Annotated in this window: 24 protein-coding genes; 17 read left to right on the top strand and 7 right to left on the bottom strand. The window is 65.8% G+C overall.

Annotated features, from left to right (window positions below; all coding sequences use genetic code 11):
• Window position 1: 1 nt before the first annotated feature.
• The 4 genes from ACEN9G_RS19265 to ACEN9G_RS19250 all read right to left on the bottom strand — a co-directional run bounded on the left by ACEN9G_RS19265 (window position 2) and on the right by ACEN9G_RS19250 (window position 3,773).
• Window positions 2-358 carry a hypothetical protein gene (locus tag ACEN9G_RS19265; RefSeq protein WP_483126853.1) on the bottom strand — a complete coding sequence of 119 codons (357 nt, stop codon included), beginning with the start codon at window positions 356-358 and terminating at the stop codon, window positions 2-4.
• 171 nt (window positions 359-529) lie between these two features.
• Window positions 530-898 carry a hypothetical protein gene (locus tag ACEN9G_RS19260; protein ID WP_413346199.1) on the bottom strand — a complete coding sequence of 123 codons (369 nt, stop codon included), beginning with the start codon at window positions 896-898 and terminating at the stop codon, window positions 530-532.
• Window positions 885-2,747, bottom strand: a complete 1,863-nt coding sequence (locus tag ACEN9G_RS19255) for a carbamoyltransferase family protein (protein WP_483126852.1) — start codon at window positions 2,745-2,747, stop codon at window positions 885-887. Before ACEN9G_RS19255 ends, ACEN9G_RS19260 begins: the two co-directional genes overlap by 14 nt.
• 9 nt (window positions 2,748-2,756) lie before the next feature.
• A complete protein-coding gene (locus tag ACEN9G_RS19250; protein ID WP_483126851.1) occupies window positions 2,757-3,773 on the bottom strand; it encodes an SGNH/GDSL hydrolase family protein in 1,017 nt (338 codons plus the stop codon).
• Between the two features lie 273 nt (window positions 3,774-4,046).
• Here ACEN9G_RS19250 and ACEN9G_RS19245 point away from each other — a divergent pair, with 273 nt between their 5' ends.
• Window positions 4,047-4,796 carry a hypothetical protein gene (locus ACEN9G_RS19245; protein ID WP_413344476.1) on the top strand — a complete coding sequence of 250 codons (750 nt, stop codon included), beginning with the start codon at window positions 4,047-4,049 and terminating at the stop codon, window positions 4,794-4,796.
• 13 nt (window positions 4,797-4,809) lie between these two features.
• Here ACEN9G_RS19245 and ACEN9G_RS19240 read toward each other — a convergent pair whose 3' ends face one another.
• Entirely contained in the window at window positions 4,810-5,475 is a 666-nt protein-coding gene (locus tag ACEN9G_RS19240) for a biliverdin-producing heme oxygenase (protein WP_413344474.1), read from the bottom strand.
• Window positions 5,476-5,551: 76 nt separating this feature from the next.
• The gene (gene greB / locus ACEN9G_RS19235; protein ID WP_056328497.1) at window positions 5,552-6,118 is read right to left on the bottom strand and encodes a transcription elongation factor GreB; all 567 of its coding nucleotides are present in this window, start codon (window positions 6,116-6,118) and stop codon (window positions 5,552-5,554) included.
• A gap of 71 nt (window positions 6,119-6,189) precedes the next feature.
• On the opposite strand from greB, the gene ACEN9G_RS19230 reads away from it, so the two are divergent.
• From ACEN9G_RS19230 to ACEN9G_RS19155, 16 genes are all read left to right on the top strand, one after another.
• Complete coding sequence (locus tag ACEN9G_RS19230; protein WP_483126850.1) at window positions 6,190-6,801, top strand: hypothetical protein; 612 nt, start codon at window positions 6,190-6,192, stop codon at window positions 6,799-6,801.
• Window positions 6,802-6,808: 7 nt separating this feature from the next.
• On the top strand, window positions 6,809-8,287 hold the full coding sequence (locus ACEN9G_RS19225) for a PAS domain-containing sensor histidine kinase (protein ID WP_413340497.1): 1,479 nt from the start codon (window positions 6,809-6,811) through the stop codon (window positions 8,285-8,287).
• On the top strand, window positions 8,284-8,931 hold the full coding sequence (locus tag ACEN9G_RS19220; protein WP_413340498.1) for a response regulator: 648 nt from the start codon (window positions 8,284-8,286) through the stop codon (window positions 8,929-8,931). The genes ACEN9G_RS19225 and ACEN9G_RS19220 overlap by 4 nt, the downstream gene beginning before the upstream one ends.
• Before the next feature lie 121 nt (window positions 8,932-9,052).
• The gene (locus ACEN9G_RS19215) at window positions 9,053-10,630 is read left to right on the top strand and encodes a GGDEF domain-containing protein (RefSeq protein WP_413340499.1); all 1,578 of its coding nucleotides are present in this window, start codon (window positions 9,053-9,055) and stop codon (window positions 10,628-10,630) included.
• A 249-nt stretch (window positions 10,631-10,879) separates the two neighbouring features.
• On the top strand, window positions 10,880-12,325 hold the full coding sequence (locus ACEN9G_RS19210; RefSeq protein ID WP_413340500.1) for a flagellin N-terminal helical domain-containing protein: 1,446 nt from the start codon (window positions 10,880-10,882) through the stop codon (window positions 12,323-12,325).
• 87 nt (window positions 12,326-12,412) lie between these two features.
• Window positions 12,413-12,766, top strand: a complete 354-nt coding sequence (locus ACEN9G_RS19205; protein ID WP_413340502.1) for a flagellar protein FlaG — start codon at window positions 12,413-12,415, stop codon at window positions 12,764-12,766.
• Between the two features lie 185 nt (window positions 12,767-12,951).
• A complete protein-coding gene (gene fliD / locus ACEN9G_RS19200; protein WP_413340504.1) occupies window positions 12,952-15,597 on the top strand; it encodes a flagellar filament capping protein FliD in 2,646 nt (881 codons plus the stop codon).
• A gap of 21 nt (window positions 15,598-15,618) precedes the next feature.
• Window positions 15,619-16,077 (top strand): flagellar export chaperone FliS, encoded by a 459-nt coding sequence (fliS, locus tag ACEN9G_RS19195; protein WP_413340506.1) that lies wholly within the window; start codon window positions 15,619-15,621, stop codon window positions 16,075-16,077.
• A complete protein-coding gene (locus ACEN9G_RS19190) occupies window positions 16,074-16,415 on the top strand; it encodes a flagellar protein FliT (RefSeq protein WP_413340508.1) in 342 nt (113 codons plus the stop codon). The genes fliS and ACEN9G_RS19190 overlap by 4 nt, the downstream gene beginning before the upstream one ends.
• A gap of 8 nt (window positions 16,416-16,423) precedes the next feature.
• On the top strand, window positions 16,424-17,530 hold the full coding sequence (fliK, locus tag ACEN9G_RS19185; RefSeq protein ID WP_413340510.1) for a flagellar hook-length control protein FliK: 1,107 nt from the start codon (window positions 16,424-16,426) through the stop codon (window positions 17,528-17,530).
• Window positions 17,517-17,882, top strand: coding sequence for an EscU/YscU/HrcU family type III secretion system export apparatus switch protein (locus ACEN9G_RS19180; protein WP_160410326.1), 366 nt, complete (start codon window positions 17,517-17,519; stop codon window positions 17,880-17,882). Before fliK ends, ACEN9G_RS19180 begins: the two co-directional genes overlap by 14 nt.
• Entirely contained in the window at window positions 17,866-18,624 is a 759-nt protein-coding gene (locus ACEN9G_RS19175; RefSeq protein ID WP_413340512.1) for a flagellar brake protein, read from the top strand. The genes ACEN9G_RS19180 and ACEN9G_RS19175 overlap by 17 nt, the downstream gene beginning before the upstream one ends.
• Window positions 18,625-18,826: 202 nt before the next feature.
• Window positions 18,827-19,966 (top strand): IS4 family transposase, encoded by a 1,140-nt coding sequence (locus ACEN9G_RS19170; protein ID WP_413346176.1) that lies wholly within the window; start codon window positions 18,827-18,829, stop codon window positions 19,964-19,966.
• Window positions 19,967-20,226: 260 nt separating this feature from the next.
• Window positions 20,227-20,919 (top strand): RNA polymerase sigma factor, encoded by a 693-nt coding sequence (locus ACEN9G_RS19165; RefSeq protein ID WP_413343708.1) that lies wholly within the window; start codon window positions 20,227-20,229, stop codon window positions 20,917-20,919.
• Window positions 20,920-20,997: 78 nt separating this feature from the next.
• Window positions 20,998-21,513: a DUF4142 domain-containing protein gene (locus ACEN9G_RS19160; protein ID WP_056136297.1), complete on the top strand. Its 516-nt coding sequence runs from the start codon at window positions 20,998-21,000 to the stop codon at window positions 21,511-21,513.
• Window positions 21,510-21,815, top strand: a complete 306-nt coding sequence (locus tag ACEN9G_RS19155) for a plastocyanin/azurin family copper-binding protein (protein WP_413343706.1) — start codon at window positions 21,510-21,512, stop codon at window positions 21,813-21,815. Before ACEN9G_RS19160 ends, ACEN9G_RS19155 begins: the two co-directional genes overlap by 4 nt.
• Window positions 21,816-21,818: 3 nt before the next feature.
• Here ACEN9G_RS19155 and fliE read toward each other — a convergent pair whose 3' ends face one another.
• Window positions 21,819-22,205 carry a flagellar hook-basal body complex protein FliE gene (fliE, locus tag ACEN9G_RS19150; RefSeq protein ID WP_413343704.1) on the bottom strand — a complete coding sequence of 129 codons (387 nt, stop codon included), beginning with the start codon at window positions 22,203-22,205 and terminating at the stop codon, window positions 21,819-21,821.
• Window positions 22,206-22,229: the final 24 nt, after the last annotated feature.

The raw sequence follows: 22,229 nt of genomic DNA, 5'->3' as shown, positions 1-22,229 counted from the left end.
GTTACGCCGGCAGCGTACAGCGGAACCCGACGTACGCCCGCTCCGCCTGCGGCCGCTCGTCGACGACGGTAAAGATCCCCGCCCCTTCCTCGGACGACCAGCTGCCGCCGCGCGCCAGTGCCCTGCCCCACCAGCTGCGGCCCGCCCGCGGCCACCAGCCCATCCCTTGCTGCATCGGCGCGCCGGGCGCCGTCGCCAGGGTGGGCGAGCCTGTCGGGAACGTGCGCGCGACGATGCCTTCCGCGTTGCCCTGCACGTCGTCGAACACCCAGCTGAACGCGTTGCCCGCCGCATCAATGATGCGCTCGCCGTTCGACAGCACGAACCAGCGCCGCTCGAGCGGATCGGGCGATGCCATGCAAGCCGCCTGGGGGCCGTGGCAGCGGCCAGCCAGCGCGCCACGGCGAAGGCCGGGACCTCGACGCCGCCGGGCAGCGTGGTGGCCGGCACGGCGATAAAGCCTGGCGGCAGCGCTTGCGCCAGCGCCACGGCCGCCATATCCACATCGAGGTTGCCCATACGCCGCTACTCAGAACATCTGGTAGACATAGGGCGACAGTTCCGCCTGCGGCCGCGCCGCCACGTACAGCGCATGCATGGCCCGCGCCGCCTCGGCCACCTGCGGCGCGTGCGCGGCGAGCTCCGGATGCCCGTGCGCGCGCCAGTGCGCCGCGAGGCGCGCGCCGAATCCCTCGGCGTCCAGGCATGACGGTACGAGGAAATCGTCGAAGCCCATCGTCGTGCGCGTGCGCTGCGTGTAATAGCTGGCGAGGCGCGGATTCGGGCCCAGCGGGAACGGTGCCTGGCCGGGCGCGCAGTGGGCGGTCAGGGCATCGAACAGCGGGGCCGCAAGGGTACGCAACCCCGCTCGCAGTACCTTGTCGTCAATCGAGCTCATAGGTCTTCCTCCAGTCTTCGTCATCCGGCAACGGCGGCTGCTCGCGGCGCCACAGCACGACGTCTTCCAGCACCAGCAAATCCATCTCCGTGCGCATGAAGCAGCGGTACGCGTCCTGCGGGCTGCACACGATCGGCTCGCCCCGCACGTTGAACGACGTGTTCACGAGCAGCGGACAGCCCGTCAGCTTTTCGAACGCTTCGATCAGGGCGCGGAACTCGGGGTGGCTGTCCCTGTCGACGGTCTGGATCCTCGCCGAGTAATCGACGTGCGTGACGGCCGGGACGTCGCTGCGCGGCTGGTTGATGACCGCCATCATGTCGTCGTCGCCCGCATCGAATGCCTGCATGTCCATCGGCCGGCGGCGCGTCGCGTTCACCGGCGCCACCATCAGCATGTACGGGCTATCGCCGTCGAAGTCGAAGTACTCGGCGCAGCGCTCGCGCAGCACGGCCGGGGCGAACGGGCGGAACGATTCGCGGAACTTGATTTTCAGGTTCATCGTCGCCTGCGTGCGCGGGTTGCGCGGGTCGCCGAGGATCGACCGGGCGCCCAGCGCGCGCGGCCCGAATTCCATCCGCCCCGACAGCCAGCCGACGATCCTGCCCGCCGCCAGCGCCTCCGCGACGAGGGCCAGACGCTCCGCGCGGTTCTCGATGCGCCGGTACGGATAACCCTTGCGGTCGAGGAAGGCGAGGATTTCCTCGCTCGAATAGCGGGGCCCGAGATAGCTGCCGCGCTGGGTGTCGCCCGTCCCGTCCGTGCGCCGGCGCGGGGCCTCGAACGCCATGTGGTGCGCCAGCAGGGCCGCGCCGAGCGCGCCGCCCGCGTCGCCCGCGGCCGGCTGGATCCAGATATCGTCGAAGATCCCGGCCGCAGCCAGCTTGCCGTTGGCGACGCAGTTCAGCGCCACGCCGCCCGCCAGCACGAGGTTGCGCTCCCCGCTCAGGCGGCGCAGGTGGCGCGCCGTCCTGAGCACGATCTCTTCGGTCACCTGCTGGATGCTGGCCGCGAGGTCCATCTCGCGCCGCGTGATCGGCGTCTCGGGCTGGCGCGCCGGGCCGTCGAACAGGTCGGCGAAGCGCGGACCGGGCATCGCCATGCCGTCCAGCCAGCCGAAGTAATTCATATCCAGCCGGTACGAGCCGTCGGTCCGGACGTCGATCAGGTGTTCGCGGATCCGGCCGGCGTAGCGCGGCCGGCCGTAAGGCGCCAGCCCCATCAGCTTGTACTCGCCGGAATTGACCTTGAAGCCGCAGAAGCTCGTGAACGCGCTGTACAGCAGCCCCAGCGAATGCGGATAGTCGATCTCGGCGAACAGTTCCAGTTTCCGGCCGTGGCCCGTGCCGAGGGTGGTCGTGGCCCATTCGCCGACGCCGTCGATCGTGAGCACGGCGGCGCTGTCGAACGGCGCCGGATAGAAGGCGCTGGCGGCATGGGCCATGTGGTGCTCGGCGAACAGCACGCGGCCGGCGCGCCCGGGCGTGCCGAGCGTCTGGCGCACGTGCTCGTTCACCCAGATCTTGTCGCCCAATACCGCGCCCGCGGCCTGGACGAACAGGTCGCGCGCGCCCGCAGCATCGCCGTGCCGGGCGCCGGCGCAGGCGTTCTGCACGACGCGGTCGAACGTCAGCAGCGGATTGTCGTAGAAGACGATCGCATCGAGGTCGGCCGCATCGACGAAGCCTTCTTCGAGACAGTAATTGATGGCGTTGACGGGAAACGACGGGTCGTGCTTGCGGCGCGTGAAACGCTCTTCCTGCGCGGCCGCGACGATCTCGCCGTCGTGCACCAGCGCCGCCGCCGCGTCATGGTAATAGCCGGCGATGCCCAGGATGGTCTTGCCCATGTCGCCTCCTCAGCTGGCGCGGGCCAGGCCTGCGCCCAGCATGTCCGCGATGACGGGCTGGAGCGAACGCGCGAGCGCGTCGTGGCCGGCCGGCGTGAAATGGATGTCCTTGTCCCAGCGCAGCCGGCGCCGCGTGGCGGGCGCGATGCGCAGCAGGTCGGGCAGCGGGTCGTGCAGGCGGCAGCCGACGTCGGCGGCCAGTTCCGCGAAGCGGGCCTGGTAAGGCGCTGCATCGCACGTTTCGTCGAGGTGCTGCGGCAACGGCAGCGGCATCAGCAGGACGGGCCCGTCGAGCGCCCGGATCCACTGCGCCAGGATCGCGCGCATCAGGCACCAGGCCGGGCTGGCGGGCGAGTCGTAGTGCGGCAGCGGCTGGTATTGCGTGAGGTGCTGGACCATGTCGCGCATGCCCAGCTTCGTCACCATCCTGCGCAGCATGAGGAAGCGTCCTCCATGGTCCACGGCGGCGGCCTGCGCGGCGTCCAGCTCGTGTTCCTCGTACGGTTCGCGCCGGGGCGGCACCTGGCACAGCTGCAGCGTGCCGTTCTCGATCCGGAAATACGGCTTGGCATACAGGCGCTCGACGCCGTGCTCGTCGTGGTGCGGACGGAATTGTGCGGCAACGCGCCGGATGTTTTCGACGAAGACGGCGATCACGACGAGGTCGTGCTCGATGTCGCGGCCGAATTCGCGCCAGATGAGGTATTGCTGGTCGGTCCCCGTCGACGACAGGCCGAAGTTGTAGACCTCGACGGGCGGCGTGCCGGCGCCGGGCAGCCGCGTTTCCAGAAGCTCGGTATAGCGCTGGCGGTTGGGCACGGCATCGCCCGCCGTGAACGAATCGCCGAACACGAGGACCCGCCGGTGCCCGGGTGTACGTGCCCGCGCGAAGGGGCGGTCGGCGCGGAATCCCTGTTCGTTGACCTGGATGAGATATCCGCCGCCTTCATGCGGGATCCGCACCCGCAGACGGGGAATGTAGCGATAGCCGACGACAGGGTGATATTCGTAAAGTTGCCTCATCATTTCCTCATTTTCTTTTCGGGTCGAAATAATGATGCGTTATTTAAATATGAGGATTTTTATGCAACCTCAACTTTCCGGATTCTCTGTGTTTACTTTCTATTGACATATTAATTCTTGGGAATTATTTAACCCCGGAAACCAGATACACACTATTGGCGTGGCACAAACCGGAACAGGACGCGATCCCGCATATTCACTCGGCCGAACCATCGTACAAAGGCGTAGAAAAAGACGTTTCGATTTGGAAAATTATTATTGGAAACGGAAATGAGCATGCGGCCACCGATCGCTGAACACAGTGCGTTATTGATCCGATACCTTATGGTTTTTCTGATCGGCTATTTCTTATTGACTGTTCACGCCGGCGCGGATAGCCATAAAAAAGCGGACGCGGCCGATCCCGTACCGCAAATTGAACCCGGAAAATCCAAATTTGTGGATCTGGCATCGCTGCCGCCGCAATTACGGCGCGCGGTCGACGACGAAATGAGGCGGCTGCGCGCGGGCGACGGCGTACTTTACGGCGACATGACGTCCGAGGAAGCGCACGACCTGGAAAGCGCCGACGGGCGGGCGTTGCCGCCGGATGGCGCGCTGGATCGCTTCATTGCGCATGCGACAGTGCCGCCTGCAGATGTCGCGGCCAGCGATCTCGCCGGCTACACGCTGGTGGGCGTGGTGCCCGAGGGGCCCGGCCTGGACGGCCCATGGAGCAGCGTGAAGCGCGTGTACCGGCGTCCCGACGGTGTGCTCGTCATGCTGCACGAGTGGGCCTACGTGGCCGAAGGCGGCGGCGTCCTCGGCGTGCGCGAGCTGATGAATGCCTCCGTGCGGCACGGCACTGCCCGCTGCCCGGCCCAGTTCGCGATCCGGCGCGCGCCGACAGGCCAGGCCGTCTCCGAGCTGCGCTGGTTCACGGATGCCAAGGTCTTCACGCTGAGCGTGGCACAGGACGTGCTCGCCGACGGCGGCAAGGACCACGGCAAGGCGTGGATGCTGCGGCTGGCCGAAGCCATCGAATGAGCGTCCAGGCGGCTCAGGCAGTGCCGGCGCGTGCCGGCGGCGGTACCGGCGCGGCTGCAGGCGGCAATGCCGGATGCGCAAGCCCGGTACGCGGATCGGCGCGCAGCCCCAGGATCCGGTCGAAGGCCGCGCACGCGCCCGCGCAGGCGTCCGCGATCTCGGCCGGCGTACGCACGCTGGCGCGCAGTGCCTGCATGAAGACGCGCCAGCGGGGGCCGGGGCCGGCGTCGTCGCCCTTCAGGTAGCGCAGCCCGTGCGGCGCCAGGCGTTCGCGCAGGCGCTCGTACAACACGGCACCGCCCAGTTGCGAGCCTTCGATGACGTAGTGCACGCCCCAGCGGTAGGCGGGGCTGGCCGTTGCCGGCCAGGCGGCGGCATCCGTGCCGGTGCCGGCCGGCGTGGTCGACAACGCGTGTTCCGCCTCGGCGAGATCGGCGTCGATCCGGGCCAGACGTGTTGCGTGTTCGAATGGCGGGCCATCCGCGAATCCGGCCAGCCAGACGTGCAGGGGCACGAGCCAGGTCCGCAACAGGACCAGGTGGGCGGTGTAGTCGTGCAGGGAGGCGCCGGGAGCGCCGATCGGCAGGCCGGCATCGAGGGCCGCGTGGCGGGTGGCGGTGGCCGCGCGCAGGGCGGCCAGCGGATCGGCTTCGGACGCAACGTCGGCGGAACGGTTCATGGGATGCGGGAAGCAGAAACCGCCATCTTATCAGCCGCGGCACCATCGCGCCGCGCGCCCCGTGCCACCAGCCGGATCAGTCCGCGACAGGCTCCGGGTACTCGACGCTCAGGATTTCCAGCTCGTCATTGCCTTGCGGCGTATGCAATGTGACGACGTCGCCTTCGCGCGCCTTGGTCAGTGCGCGCGCCACCGGCGAGACCCAGCTGATCTTGCCTTTCAGCGGGTCCAGTTCGTCGATGCCGACGATGGTGACCGTATGCTCTTCTCCAGCCTTGTTGACATAGGTGACGGTGGCGCCGAAGAACACCTGGTCGTTGCCGTAGTGGACGGACGGATCCACGACGAAGGCGGAATCCAGGCGCTTGGTGAGGAAGCGGATGCGCCGGTCGATTTCGCGCAGGCGACGCTTGCCGTAGATGTAGTCGCCGTTTTCCGAACGGTCGCCATTGGACGCGGCCCAGTGCACGACGCGCACGACTTCCGGACGGTCGACGTCGATCAGCTGCAGCAGCTCGTCCTTGATGGCCTTGTGGCCGGCCGGGGTGATGTAGTTCTTGGACCCGGCGGGTATCGCCTGGGCGAGCGCCAGGGCCTCGTCATCGTCGTCGTTATCGGACTCTTTTACAAATGCCTTGTTCATGCGTCTATTGTAGCGCCTTCGACAACGCGCGCGCGCCCCTGTGCCGTTCACGTTTCCCGTATCATGAGGCCATGACACGAGCCCTTCCACGCAGCCGGATGTTCGCGCCGCTGGTGTACCTGGCGGCCGTGGTGTTGCTCGTCGAGGAATGGTGCTGGGATACCGGCATGCGCCTCACGCGGGCGCTCGCGCGCTGGCCGGCGCTGGCGGCGCTGGAAGCCCGCGTGCGCACCCTGCCGCCGTACGCCGCCCTGTGCGCCTTCGTGCTGCCCGGCCTGCTGCTGTTTCCGGTCAAGCTGCTGGCCCTGCTCGCGATCGCCCATGGCCACGCGTTGTCCGGCATCGCGACCATCGTGGTGGCGAAGGTGGGCGGCGCGGCCGTCGTGGCGCGGATCTATGTGCTGACCCTGCCGACCTTGCTGGCGGTCGGCTGGTTCGCGCGCTGCCACGGCTGGTTCATGGGCGCCAAGACCCGTTGCCTCGACTACTGGCGCACGAGCCACGCGTGCCACCTGGCCAGCCGGGCGGCGCGCGGCCTGCGGCTCGGCTACCGGCGCCTGCTGCGCCGGCTGCGCGCAAGGCCGGCCGACGCGGGTGGCCGCCATTCCAGCCGCCTCGTGCGGGTGCTGCGCCGGTTCGTGGTCCAATGGCGTGCGCGCCGGCGCCAACCGACAGACCAATGACATGACCATGAGCCCGGACACCTCGACCCCTGCCCCCGTCCTCGCGCCCGCGATGCAGGCGTCCACCACGGAAATCTATCTGTTCGACGCCGACACGCTGCGCCTCGCCGACGTCAACCAGGCCGCGCGCCGCAACCTCGGCCATGAGCTCAAGGCCTTGTGCGGCATGACGCCGCTCGACCTGGCGCCCCAGCTCGACCGCGGCGAACTCGTTGCGCTCATCGGCTCGCTGGGCCAGGAGATCGGCGACCAGGTCAGCCTGCGCACACGCCATCGCCGCGCCGACGGGACCACGTATCCGATCAAGCTGTGCTTCTTGCGCGTCGTGCGCGACGGCCGGTCGCTGATCCTCGCGATCGGCGACGACCTGTCGCTGGAACTGGCGGCCGGCATGGCGCTCGAGCAATACCAGGCGCGCTTCAACGCCGTCGTCAACCACACGCCCGGGCTCGTCTACCAGTTCGTGCTGCATGCGGACGGCACGATGGCGTACCCGTATTTGAGCGAGGGGTGCACGGCGCTGCTGGGCCTGTCGGTGTCGGAACTGCAACAGGACCCCGAGCGCTTCTTGCGCCTGATCCTGCCGGAGGACCGCAAGGGTTACCAGGACGCGATGGAGGCGTCGAGGACGGCGCTGGCCGCGTGGAACTGGGAAGGCCGCATCTGCGTGGAGGCGTGGAACGACGTCAAATGGATCAGCCTGCGCGCGACGCCCTTGCCGCTGGACGGTGGCGGTGTCCAGTGGGACGGCATCATGACCAACATCACCGCGAGCAAGCTGGAGCAGGAAGAAACCCGGCGGTCGCGTGCGCGGCTGGCCGAGCTGACGGACCACATCCAGCAGGTCAAGGAACAGGAACGGGCCCGCATCGCGCGTGAGATCCACGACGACCTGGGCGGCAATCTCACCGCGATCAAGATGGCGCTGTCGATGCTTGCGGCGCGCCTGCCGGACGATCCGGCCCTGCGCGACAAGGCGGATTACCTGGACGACCTCGTCGACCGCACGATCGAGGCCGTGCACCGCATCTCGCTGGACCTGCGTCCCAGCACACTCGACCTGGGCCTCGTCGCCGCGCTCGAGTGGCAGGCGCGCGAATTCGAAAAGCAGATGGGCATCGCCTGCGTGTTCCGCAGCGCCGACAAGGAAATCGACCTCGATCCGGACCAGGCGGCCGCGCTGTTCCGCATCTTCCAGGAAGCGCTGACGAATATCGCGAAACACGCGGGCGCCACGCGCGTGACGGTCAGCCTGCGCCGCCAGCGCCAGCACCTGACGCTCGGCATCTGCGATAATGGCCGCGGCATCACGCCCGCCGACCGCCTGAAGCCCCAGTCGTTCGGCCTGCGCGGCATGAGCGAACGCGCCCGGGCACTGGGCGGCACGCTCACCCTGTCGCAGGCACCTGGAGGCGGCACGATGGTCGTCGTCAAGATCAGGCTGGCCGCCCCCGCGGCCGGACGCAGCGAAACCACCCGAGCATGACAGAAAAAGCCAGCATCCGCGTTTTTATTGCAGACGACCACGCCATCGTGCGTGAAGGCCTGAAACAAATCCTCGCCGAACAGCGCGACATCGTTGTCGCGGGCGAAGCCGAGACCGGTCTCGACGCCGTCAAGCTGTTCCGCAAATCGCGCTGCAACGTGGTGCTGCTCGACATCTCCCTGCCCGACCGCAACGGCATCGAAGTGCTCAAGCAGATCAAGGGCGAACAACCGGACCTGGCCGTGCTGATGCTGTCCATGCACCGCGAAGACCAGTATGCGATCCGCTCGCTGAAGGCGGGCGCGGCCGGATATCTGACCAAGCAGAGCGCGCCGAAGGAACTCGTCAACGCGATCCGCCAGGTGGCCGGCGGCCAGCGCTACGTCAGCGCGCAACTGGCCCAGGTGCTGGCGGCCCAGTTGGGCGAGAACCACGACGCGCCCGTGCACGAAGCGCTGTCCGACCGCGAATACCAGACCCTCACCATGATCGCCTCCGGCAAGACCGTCAGCGAGATCGCGCGCGAACTCTCGCTGTCGGTGAAGACGGTCAGCGAGTACCGCTCGCGCCTGCTGGCCAAGATGAAACTCAAGACCAGTGCCGAACTGACCCACTACGCCATCCGCAACCAGCTCATTGACTGATTTGCGCTTCGTCAATACAGTCGTAAAGACTGAGTGGTAATTCCGCGTTTTATCGGCGATTTGTTTTCTTGGCCGCGGCTTACTATGACGATAATAATAATGCCATGTTGCAACGTCCAAAATGTCCAGCTCACAACGCCCGCCGGGGGTTCCCGGCCTGAACCCTGCGGAAATCGCACGCGAAGCGTTCCGCCGGCTCGCCACGCGGCGCATCGCGCCGACGCCGGACGCCTACCGCGAGATCTATAACGAGATCGCCGGCGTCGACGTCCTGCCGCCTCCAGCCCCACCCGCAAACCCGGGCGCGGAGAACGTGTTGTCCGGCTTCGCCCACAGGCTGGCCGACACGCCCGGCGAGCTGGCCGAGTTCGGCGCCCGCTTCAACCGCGCCGTCAAGCAGCGCGACTGGGACGGCTATGCGCGCACGCTGTCCCAGTTGGCCGAGAAACACCTGCGCCGCCACACGCACCCCGCGCTGTCGCTGGGCGTGGAGAACGGCGAAGCCAAGCTGCTGCGCGACCTGCTCAGCCGCACGCTGACGTTCGCCGTCGCGTCGCTGCTGGCGGGCACGCCGAACCTGTCGGGCGAAGCGGAATCGCTGGGCGCCGCCGTCAAGGCCGCGCACAGCGAGGAAGCGCTGCAGGAAATCGCGACGCGCCTGAAAGACCTGTGTTACCAGATCGAACTGAAGAGCGGCGATACGGCCGAACAGCAGGAACTGCTGCTGCGCCTGTTTAAACTGCTGCTGGAAAACGTATCCGAACTGCTGGACGACGACAGCTGGATGCGCGGCCAGATCGCCGCCGTGCAGGACCTGATCGCCGGTCCGCTCGACCACCGCGCGCTGGAAGACGCCACGCGCAGCCTGAAGGATGTCATCTACAAGCAGGGGCAGCTGAAGCACGGCATCGCGGACGTCAAGGCGACCGTCAAGAACATGATGATGACGTTCATCGACCGCCTCGGTTCCGTGGCGGCGTCGACGGGCGATTTCCACGAAAAGATCGGCGGCTTTTCCGAGCGCATCCGCGGTGCCGGCAATATCGAGGAACTCAACGTGGTGCTGGAAGAAGTGCTGCGCGAAACGAAAATCGTGCAGGCCGAGGCGATGGCCTCGCGCGACCGCATGCTGGCCGCGCACCAGGAGGTGCAGGAAGCGGAGGCGCGCATCAAGGATCTGGAAGCGAAGCTGCAGCACATGAGCGAACTGGTGCGCGAAGACCAGTTGACGGGCAGCCTCAACCGGCGCGGCCTCGACGACGTGTTCGAGCGCGAAAGCGCGCGCGCCGACCGCCGCGGCACGCCGCTGTGCGTGGCCCTGCTCGACCTGGACAATTTCAAGAAGCTCAACGACACCTACGGCCACCTCGCGGGCGACAACGCCCTGCGCCACCTCGTGAAAGTCGTGCGGGACACCTTGCGCTCGATGGACGTGATCGCCCGCTTCGGCGGCGAGGAATTCCTCATCCTGTTGCCAGAAACGAATGTCGAAGCGGCATCGGCCGCGATGGTGCGCGTACAGCGCGAGCTCACGAAGCATTTCTTCCTGCACGACAACGAGAAGATGCTGATCACGTTCTCGTGCGGCGTGGCCTTGCGCCATCCGAACGAGGAGCAGGCCAGCCTGATGGCGCGCGCGGACAAGGCCATGTATCAGGCCAAGCAGAGCGGCAAGAACCGCGTGGTGGTGGCTGACTGACAAGCCTGGCCACGAAAAAATATTTTTTTTCACCCTAAAGTTCCCGAATTCGTCGCCGCCAAGGCAGGCCCGCTTCCGGCGGCGACACAAAAATGTCGATTTTTTTCGCTCTCGCCCTCTAAACTTTTTCCGTAGAGCACCGTTACCAGCATCAACAGCGGTTTGAATGTCACGGAACAGCGTGGCAGACCAAAGTGATCATGAGTGGCACGTCGCCACACCCTGCAAGACCAAGTCTGGAGAGACACCATGTCGTCCGTTATCAATACCAACGTTGCATCCCTGAACGCTCAGCGTAACCTGTCCACCTCGCAATCTTCGCTCAACACCTCGATCCAGCGCCTGTCGTCGGGCCTGCGCATCAACAGCGCCAAAGACGATGCCGCCGGTCTGGCAATTTCGGACCGTATGAATTCGCAGATCCGTGGCATGAACCAGGCGACCCGCAACGCGAACGACGGCGTGTCGATGGCCCAGACCGCCGAAGGCGCCCTGTCGAGCTCGGGCGACATGCTGCAGCGTATCCGCGAACTGGCCGTGCAATCCTCGAACTCCTCGAACTCGGCCAGCGACCGTAAAGCCCTGCAGACCGAAGTGTCGCAGCTCACCTCGGAACTGAACCGCATCGCCAGCACTACCGAATTCAACGGCACCAAGCTGCTGGACGGCTCGATGGGCACCGCCAACTTCCAGGTCGGCGCCAACGCCAACCAGCTGATCTCGATGACCGGCTCGAATTTCAGCACGTCCGTCTATGGCAATAACACGACGACCACCGACGGCCAGATCGATACCGGCGCGATCGTCGGCGGTACCGGCGCAATGGTCATCAACGGCAGCCAGGGCACGGCAACGGTCGACATCTCCGCGAACAGCACCGCCAAGGATGCGGCTGCCGCCATCAACAACAAGTCCGCCGATTCCGGCGTGACCGCGACTGCAACCACCAGCGTGGGGTTCCAGGGCACGGCTGGCGTCGCCTACACGCTGGCGCTGGGGTCCGACAATTCGACCGACATCAATGTGGCATTCAAGATCGGCTCCGGCACCGGCACGGCGGACGACTACGCGGCGGCAATCAGCGCGTTCAACGCGCAGAGTGCAAAGACGGGCGTGACGGCATCGTACGATGCGGACGCGAAGGGCCTGAAGCTGACCAACGCCAGCGGCAACGATATCAAGCTGACCGAACTGGACACGGCCGCGGACGGCAAGATCGCCGCCTACGACAGCGATGGCGCCGCGGGTACGTTCGCCGCGGTGTCGGCGACCGTCGGCACGCCGAGCATCGCCAAGGGCACGATCACGCTTGACTCGAGCGAAAGCTTCTCGGCCACCGACACCAGCGGCTTCGGTCTGGCAACCTCGTCGGATCTGAAAAAAGTGTCGGATATCGACGTCGGCAGCTTCGCCAACGCCCAGCAGGCAATCAAGATCGCCGATGCCGCCCTGGCCAAGGTCAACGACCAGCGCGCCCAGCTCGGCGCACTGCAGTCGCGCTTCAGCTCGGCGATCTCGAACCTGCAGTCGTCGACCGAGAACCTGTCGGCATCGCGCAGCCGTATCGTCGACACCGACTTCGCTTCGGAAACCGCGAACATGACCCGCGGCCAGATCCTGCAGCAGGCCGGTACCTCGATGCTGGCCCAGGCCAACTCGCTGCCGAACGGTGTCCTGTCGCTGCTGCGTGGCTAATCAGTCGCAATAAGCCACCGATAGCGGTGTAAAGTGATTCCTCGGCTGGAGTAATTCAGCCGGGGAATTTTTGCTAGGGAATTCATCATGAACATACAACCAGTGGGTTCACCTGTTTCTCCCCGAGTGGAGGATCGCCCGGCCCAGCCGGCGACGCCAACGGGTGAGACGGAGTCGGCCGGCAAGAGCAAGCTTGCCGACGCCGCCAAGCCGTCGCGCGAGGATGTGTCGGCCGCTGTCAGGAAGATGAACGACGCCATGCTGGGTTCGTCGCAAAGCCTGCAATTCACGATCGACGAGGACAGCAAGGACATCGTGGTCAAGGTCATCGACCAGAGCACGAAGGAGGTTGTCCGTCAGATCCCTTCGAAGGAAGCGCTGCAGATCGCCAAGTCGATCGACAAGATGCAGCAGGGCCTCCTCATCAACCAGACGGCCTGAGCGCTCGATGTCCGCTTCACCGTGAAGCGTGGGCCCGCGGCCCGCGCTTCCTGCCTATTCCCTTTCTCTATTGCATTTTTCCTACCAAATTGTTCTGGCACGGAAATAACGCACATTTCCCACTCTCAAGTACGGTTTGCTTCTGTCGATAATGACTTACATTATCGCTTTCACAGGAGAAACAAGTGGGAATCAGCTCACCTGGTATCGGCTCCGGCCTCGACGTCAACGGTCTCGTCAGCAAGCTGATGTCGGCCGAATCGGCGCCGCTCGACAATTACGACAAGAAAACGACTGACTACCAGACCAAGCTGCAGGCGTACGGCAAGGTCAGTGCGGCAGTCGGCGTCTTTCAGGGTGCGCTGACGACGCTGAACTCGGCCAACACCTTCAGCGCGCTGAGCAGCTCGTCCAGCAACAAGGATCTCCTGACGGCCACTCCCGGCGCCGGCGCCGTGCCCGGCAAGTACAAGATCAACGTCAGCCAGCTCGCGCAGGCACAAAGCCTCATGACGGGCGGCCAGGCCAGCAATACGGCGCAGATCGGCGACGGCGCCAAGACGACGCTCACGTTCCAGTTCGGCAGCATCGGCGGCGGCACGTTCGGCGTGGCCGGCGCCGCGCTGAGCCTGGCCAGCGCAGCGTCCGGCATCGCGACCGGCTCGCTGACCATCAACGGCACGGCGATCAGCACGAACGGCACGACGCGCAGCGCACGCGACCTCGCCTCGGCCATCAACGACGAAACGGATACGACGGGCGTCACGGCCAAGGCCGGCATCACGTCCACCTCGGCCACGATGTTCGGCACCTTCGGCGACGTGGTCGTCGGCACCGGCGGCAACTATGCGTTGACCGTGGGCGGCGTCCAGCTGGCCAGTTCGGACGGCAGTACCACCGTCACGGCCGCGTCGCTCGACACCGCGCTCGGCACCAACACCGTCACGAACCAGTTGGCCGCCGCCAACATCACGTTCACCGGCTCGGCCGCCAACGGCGACCTGCAGTTCTTCGCCGCCGACGGTTCCAACATCAGCGTCACGGAAGCCGTCAGCGGCACCGTCACGGGCGGCATCGGCCTGGCTCCCGGCGCGGCCAACACGGGCTCGGACGCCACCAGTACGGCCGGCATCACGCTGAGTTCAAAGGACGGCAGCCAGATACTCGTCGGCGGCAACAACCCGGGCGCGGCGGGCCTCACGGCGGGCAGCGCCGGCAGCTACATCGGCGCCGGGTTCACCCAGGACGGCGCCCAGGCCAGCGGCACCGTGACGCTGGACACGAAGGACCAGACCCTGCAGGGCATCCGCGACGCCATCAACAAGGCCAACGTAGGCGTCACCGCCACCATCGTCTCGGACGGCGGCGACAACCCGTACCACCTCGTGATCACGTCGAACAAGACGGGCGAGAAGTCGGCCATGAAGATCACCGTGGATGGCGCCGACGGCGGCCCCGTCAACGCCGGCCTCGCCAGCCTGCTGGCCTATGATCCGAACGGCACGCAGGCCCTCACGCAGACGAGCGGCGCGCAGGACACCAAGCTGACCATGAACGGCATCGCGGTCAGCAGTGCCGACACGACGGTGGACGACGTCATCCAGGGCGTGAGCCTGGACCTGTCCACGACCGGCAGCACGACGCTGACCGTGTCGCAGAACAAGAGCGCGGTGACGGATGCCATCAACGGTTTCGTCAAGGCCTACAACGACCTGAACAAGACGATTTCCGGTCTCTCGAGCTACAACGCCGACACCAAGACGGGCGGCGTGCTGCAGGGCGACTCGGCCGTCCGTTCGATCCAGACCCAGTTGCGGCGCGCGCTGGGCACCAAGGTCGAAGGCCTGGACAGCAGCCTGTCGAACCTCAGCCAGATCGGCGTCTCGTTCCAGAAGGACGGCAGCCTGGCGCTCGACTCGACCAAGCTGAACAACGCCATGTCCAGCAATTTCAGCGACATCAGCGGCCTGTTCGCGGCCGTCGGCGCGGCCAGCGACGGCAACATCACGTTCGACAAATCGACGGCGGCCACCAAGCCGGGCGAGTATGCCGTGAACATCACGCACATGGCCACGCAGGGCACGCTGAGCGGCGCCAATCCCCTGTCCGGCTCGACGACGATTGCCTCGAACACCACCTGGACCGTCACGCTGAACCAGACGGATCCGGCCACGGATTCGAAAGTCCAGAACATCGCGATCCCGGCCGGCATCTATGCGAACGACCAGCTCGCGTCGATGCTGCGCGCCGCCATCAACGGCAACGCCACGTTCGCGGGCGCCGGCGACGCGGTCGAGACCTCGGTGGACGGCACCGGCCACCTGTCGATCTCGTCCAGCAAATACGGCTCGACGTCGAACATCTCGATCGCGGGCGTCACGGGCACGGCCGTCAGTGACCTCTTCGGTAGCGCCACGCCGGCCGTCGGCACCGACATCGAAGGCACCATCGGCAACGTCGCCGCGACGGGCAACGGCCAGTCGCTGACGGCGGCCGACGGTTCGCCGGCGGCGGGTATCCAGATCACGGTCAAGACCGGCGCCACCGGCGACCGCGGCACCGTGACCTTTTCGCAAGGCTATGCCTACCAGTTGACGAACCTGGCCACGAGCTTCACCGGCAAGGACAGCGTCCTCAACAGCAAAACCGACGGCCTGAACGCCAGCATCAAGGCAGTGGCCAAACAGCGCGACGCCTTCAGCGATCACTTGACCCAGCTGGAAGCCATGTATCGAAAACAATTTACCTCGCTCGACACGATGCTGCAGTCGATGCAGAGCACCCAAAGCTATCTGACGCAGCAGTTGGCAGCCCTCGCGGCCAACCGATAACTGGATTTTTGGAGAACCACCATGTTTGGAACGATGAAACGCGGCGTCAACGCCTATCACAACGTGAGCCTCGAGACCGGCATCACGTCGGCCTCGCCGCACAAGCTGATCGTCATGCTGTACGACGGCGCCCTCGTCGCGCTGCTCGGCGCCAAGACGAACATCGCCGCCGGCAACATCGCCGCCAAGGGTTCGGCCATCTCGAAGGCCATCTCGATCATCGACAACGGCCTGCGCGCCTCGCTCGACAAGAACGCCGGCGGCGAGATCGCGGCCAACCTGGACGCCCTGTACGACTACATGAGCCGGCGCCTGCTGCACGCGAACCTGAAGAACGACGTGACCATCATCGACGAAGTGCACGGCCTGCTGGCCGACCTGCGCGGCGCGTGGGTGGAAATCGGCGACAAGGTCCAGCCGCAGCAGCAGGTCGCTGCGCCCACGGCCATGCCGAAAGCCTCGACCCTGGCGAGCGCATGATCGGAGCCACGACGATGATGACGAATACCGAAATCGCCTCGCTGTACGAAGCCATGGTCGGCATCACCGACCAGATGCTGGCCGCCGCCACCGCGGCCGACTGGGACCGCCTGCTCCAGCTCGAACACCAGTGCGCCGCCTGCGTGCGCCAGTTGAAGGACAACGGCGACACGGCGCTGGCCGGCCAGGAGCGCGTGCGCAAGGTCAACGCCATCCGCAAGATGCTCGATTCCGACCGCAAGATCCGCGACCTGACCCAGCCGTGGATGGCGAAGCTGCAGGCCATGATCTCGAACAAGACTGTCGAACGCCGCGTCGCGCGCGCCTACGGCGTCTGACCTGAACGATGCTGCCGCGCGATAGCGTCTCGCTGACCCCGGTCGCGGCAGCCCGTCCCGCCTTACCCGTCGGCGACCCGCGCCAGCAAGCCTTTGCGCGCGCGCTCGCCAACCTCGTCGGCCAGTCGATGCCAGCCGACGTGTTGGCGAAACTGCCCGACGGCAGCTTCGTCGTGCGCATCAACGACATGGCGGCGCGCATGCCGCTGCCCCAGGGCACGCAGGTCGGCACGCAGGTGCCGCTGACCCTCGTGACGGTCGCGCCTCGCCCCACGTTCCAGGTCCAGACGGGCCAGGGTGCCCCCGCCTTCGCCGAAGCCGGCCCGCCGCTGCCGGAAGGCGCCAGCCCGCAGGAGCCTACGCTCGCTTATCTCGAAGGCAAGGATGCCGCCGCGCTCACGCGCACGGCCGCCCTGCTCGCAGGCGCGCGCGGTCTCGCACAACTGCCGGGCGGCGCGGCCGACGGCGCCAACACGTCGATCAGCACGGCCGGCAAGATGCTGGGCGACGTCATCGCGGCCGCGCAGAAAGCGGACACACAAGCCACCGCCGCGGTCGGGCGCACGCCGCTGTTGGGCGGGCCGTCGCTGGACGCCGGCGCCATCGCGCAGGCACTGAAGGACGGCCTCGGCAAGAGCGGCCTGTTCTACGAATCGCACGTGGCCGAATGGGCCGAAGGCGCCCGCCCCCGCGCCGACCTCGCGGCCGAGCCGCAGGCGCGCGGCATGCCGCCGCCCACCGATCCGAACACGGCCCAGTTCATCAACCTGCAGCTGAATGCACACGAACAGGGCCGCGCCGCCTGGCAGGGCCAGTTGTGGCCGGGCCGCGACATGCAATGGGACGTCGAACGGGACGCGTCCGGCCGTCAGGACGGCGGCGAGGATGAGAACGGCGGCACGTGGCAGAGCAGCCTGCGCCTGCGCTTCGGCGCGTTGGGCGAGGTGGCGGCGCGCGTCGTGCTGTCCGGCGGCCAGTTGCACATCCGCCTCGATGCCCAGGACGAATCGGTCAAAGGCTTGCTGGATGCGCACCGCGCGCGCCTGGCCGACGCGCTCGACGCGGCCGGCACGCCGCTCTCCACGCTCACCGTCCATGACGATGGACAACGATAAGCCGACGCGCCGCCAGAGCGCCGTGGCGCTCGCGTACGGCGCCGGCGATGCCGCGCCGAAGGTCGTCGCGAAGGGCAAGGGTCTCGTCGCCGAGCAGATCATCGGCCGCGCGCAAGAGGCCGGCGTGTTCGTGCACGAATCGAAGGAACTGGTGGCGTTGCTGATGAAAGTCGACCTCGACCGCCAGATCCCGCCGGCCCTCTACCGCGCCATTGCCGAACTATTGGCCTGGCTCTATTATATTGAATCCGCGCAAGTTTCCGGGCAGACACCACCGCCCGCACCGGACACGGCACGCCTCCTCCCACCCCAAGAAAGCACTCCGGTTGACACAGATGCAAGCAATCACTGACGCCGAACTAGAAGCCTGGCACGACTACGAAGTCGAGTCGCCCAGGGAGATCGTGGCCCTGCTGCGCCAGATCGCCGAAAAGAACCAGCTGATCCGCATGCTGATCAAGGGCGAGGCGGACGTCTGCGTCACGTCGCTGCTGGCCGTCGATCCGGATGCGGGCACCGTCGTCATCGACTGCTCCGTCAGCCCCGAGCAGAACACGCGCATCGTGGCGGCCGGCACGGTCCGGTGCGACACGTCGCTGGACAAGATCCGCATCGTGTTCGGCCTGGACAACCTGCGCGAAGTGCAATTCGAAGGCGGGGCCGCATTGTCCGCCGCGATTCCCGCGAGCCTGATCCGCCTGCAGCGGCGCGAGTTCTACCGCATGCCGACGCCGGTGACGAATCCCGTGCGCGCGACGATCCCCCTGCCGGCCGAGCTGGGCGGCGGCACCGCCGTGTTCCCGCTGGCGGACATCAGCTGTGGCGGTGTCGCGATCCACGACAGCAAGCTGCAGCTCGGCACGACCATCGGCGACACCTTCCCGAACTGCCGCATCGACCTGCCGGAAATCGGGCCGGTGACCTGCTCGTTGCAAGTCCGCAACTCGATCGACATGACGCTGCTCAACAACAAGACGAGCCGCCGCCTCGGCTGCCAGTTCATCGACATCTCGCGCGGCAACCTGGCCGCCGTGCAACGCTACATCACCAAGCTGGAACGCGAGCGCAACGCCCGCCTGGCCGGCCTGGCCTGAAAATTCGGGGTCAGAGCCTGAGCCTTCCCCTCAAATTTTTGTTGTAAACAGCTTGGGAAGCTGTTAACTTTCAATCCCAAAAACGGCGCATGCATGGCTGTGTTAGCCCTTTCGTTCGTAGCTACCAACTGCGAACAAAGGGGAACAGGCCATGCATGCACAGCGGATCATACAGGAGTTACTTCAAGCGCAGTGCCCATCCATGCACGCCAAGCGACGCGAGTGTTTGGCGGCGATGACTGATGCTGCGGCCCGTGGCGGTCTCGGTGTGGTGAAGATGGGCAAGGCGATCACTGGCCAGACTAGTTTGCGTCATCGCATAAAGCGCTGCGATCGATTGCTGAGTAATCCGCAACTAGCTTCTGAGCGCCTGTTAGCGTATCGAGCGCTGGCCCGACGCGCCTTGCACGAGCAGGTGCGTGTTTGCATCATCGTCGACTGGTCCAATTTGCTGAATGACGTAAGCCAGCACGTTCTGCGTGCCGCATTGATCGTTCGTGGACGAGCCTTGGTCATCTACGAGGAAGTGCATCCGACCGAGCTGTATGGCGCCGCTTCGGTTCACCGGGCTTTCATGAAGAATTTGCGCTCGGTGCTTCCGCCTGGGTGCCAGCCCATCATCATTAGCGACGCAGGTTTTCGGGCCACATGGTTCAAGATGCTGAATGAGCTTGGCTATGCGTGGGTCGGCCGCATCCGCAACCGCGACATGGTGAAAAAGAGCGGCTCATGTACTTGGCGCAGATGCAAACAGCTTTATGCCGACACCAAGGGAAAGGCACGCGACCTGGGAGATTTTCTTTATGTCCGCTCCAATCCAGTGGCGTGCCGTCTCGTGCTCATTAAGCAGCCGCGCAAGGGGCGTCAGCGCAAGACCGCCTTTGGCAAAAAGGCGCGCAGCCGTCACAGTATCAAGAATCAGGCCTCGCAACGCGAACCGTGGCTGCTGGCTTCCTCACCATCGCTATCCCGGCTAAGCGCCGACTCCGTGGTCGACTTGTACAGGTGCCGCATGCAGATCGAACAGACTTTCCGGGATCTCAAGAATGCGCAATGGGGTATGGGACTGACTACTGCACAAACGCGAAAACCTCGACGTTTGGCTGCGTTACTGCTCATCGCGGCGTTACTTGGCTTTGCTCTGTGGTTGATTGGCTTGGCCGTCAGGTGCGCCGGTTACCGCATTGAATACGGCAGCCGTAAAAAGGCAGCAACCACGCTGTCAATCCTGTCGTTGGCACGCCATTGGCTGATCGAGCCTCACGCAACCAAGCTGACACGAAGTCAGCTTGCCGACGCATCGTCAGAGCTGACTTCCATGATGCTTACCTATGACATCTGAGCAAAATTTGAGGGGAAGGCTCAGGGTCAGAGCACATTTCTGAACAATTGATCACCAGCGCTGTTCGCTAGCTGGCCTGCGTAGACAAGAGGGCGGGCGCTGACGACAGACGTCGGTCTCCACGGATTAATACCTGTTGGCTCTTGATCGAAAAAGTGCTCTGACCCCGAATTTGTGTAATGGCCTGCGAGTATCCTGAAGGCGGGAACGCGGGGCTTCGGTCCCGCATCCAATCGTCAGGCATACGACCAGGAGATCCCATGCAGGCCGCCGCACCGAACCCCTCTTCCCTCGACGACGACGCGCTGCTACGCCGTATCCGCGCCGGCGACCGCGACGCGTTCTCCGATCTGATGCGGCGCTACAACCGCCGCCTGTACCGCGTCGCGCGCAGCGTCCTGCGCGACGATGCGGAAGCCGAAGATGCACTCCAGGATGCCTATCTGCAGGCCTATCGTGCCCTGCCCGGCTTTCGCGGCGAGTCGGCGCTCGGCACCTGGCTCACCCGCATCGTCGTCAATGCCGCGCTGATGCGCCAGCGTAAGAACGGGCGGCTCGCCGACGTCATCGAACTGGGCGCGGATTTCGGTTCGGACGATGCGATCCTGCCCCGCGACCGGCTGGACGAGCCGGCACAGCCGGAATTGGCCGCGCTGCGCGCCCAGACGCGGCGCCTGATCGAAACGGGCATCGACAAGCTCCCGGCCGCCTTCCGCACGGTGTTCATGCTGCGTGCGGTGGAGGAATTGACCGTGGAAGAGACGGCGGCCACGCTCGACATCCCCGCGGCGACCGTGCGCACCCGTTATTTCCGCGCGCGGGCCATGCTGCGCGAGGCGCTCGCACGCGAGATCGATTTCGCGATCGAGGATGCGTTCGGGTTCGACGGCGCGCGCTGCGACCGGATCGTCGAGGCGGTCCGGCGCCGGCTGGACGCGGAACCGTCCACCTGACACGAAGCGGGAACGCGCGCGCCGAAGCGTGCATCGAATGGATTGTTTCACCTAAACCATTCATTCAAGGAGTCCGCCATGAACAAATCCGCCCCGCTGCTGCTGTCCGCCCTGCTCGCCCTGAGCGCCACCGCCCACGCGGCCGGCCCGAACGATGCGCAGATCGCCGCCATCGTCGTCGCCGCCAATGCGGTCGATATCGACGCCGGCAAGCAGGCCGAGACGAAAACGCAGAACAAGGACGTGCGCGCCTTCGCCCAGCGCATGGTGGCCGACCACGCCGGCGTCAACCAGCAGGCCGTCGCGCTGGTGCAGAAACTGCACGTGACGCCCGAGGACAACGACACCAGCAAGAGCCTGACGAAGGACGGCGCGGCGACGCGCACCCGGCTGGCCGCCCTGTCCGGCAAGGCGTTCGACAAGGCCTATGTCGACAACGAAGTGACGTACCACGAGACCGTGCTTGGCGCACTCGACAAGACGCTGATCCCGAACGCCTCGAATGCCGAGCTGAAGGCCCTGCTCGTCAAGGTCCGCCCGGCGTTCGTGGCGCACCTGGAGCATGCCAAGCACATCCAGGCCGAACTCAAGTGAAGACCGCATTTGCCACGCTGTTCGCCGCGTCGTGTGCGCTGCCCCTCATGGCCGGCGCGGCGGAACACCACGTCGTCATCGACGGCATGAAGTTCACGCCGCAGGTCGTGCAGGTCAGGAAGGGAGATACGATCGTGTGGGAGAACCGCGACATGTTCGTCCACAACGTGACGGCGGCCGGCGTCAAGTCGGGCGACCTGCAGCCCGGGAAGACCTGGCGCTGGGTGGTGCCTGCGAAGATGTCGTTCGACTATCTCTGCACGCTGCATCCGGTGATGAAGGGGCGCGTGGACGTCAAGTGATCGTCACACCTGCATGTTCATGATGTCGTGATAAGCCGACACCAGCTTGTTGCGCACCTGCACCGTGGCCTGGAAGTTGATGCTCGCTTTCTGCATGGCGATCATCGTGTCGGACAGGCTCACGGAATCGTCGCCGGCGGCGAACTTCTTGCCCATCTCGTCCGCCTGGATCTGGGAATTGCTGACGTTCTGCAGCGACGCCTGCAGCGCATCCGAGAAGCTGACCCTGGTCGATGATTCGGCCGCATCGGGAGCGCCCAGCTTGCCGATGCCGCCCAGCCCGCCCAGCGCCTCCGCCGGCGACGCCGGGCCGGCCGGCTTCTGTGCCGCCGACTTCAGCTGCGCCATCATCGCTTCGATCCGGCTGCTGTCGATGCCGCCGATGTTCATGTCCGTTCTCCCAGTGCCTGTCAA

This window comes from Massilia sp. Masssp94, from assembly GCF_059491305.1.
Note: the sequence above shows the minus strand (reverse complement) of the source record. Positions and strands in the feature narration are given on the sequence as shown.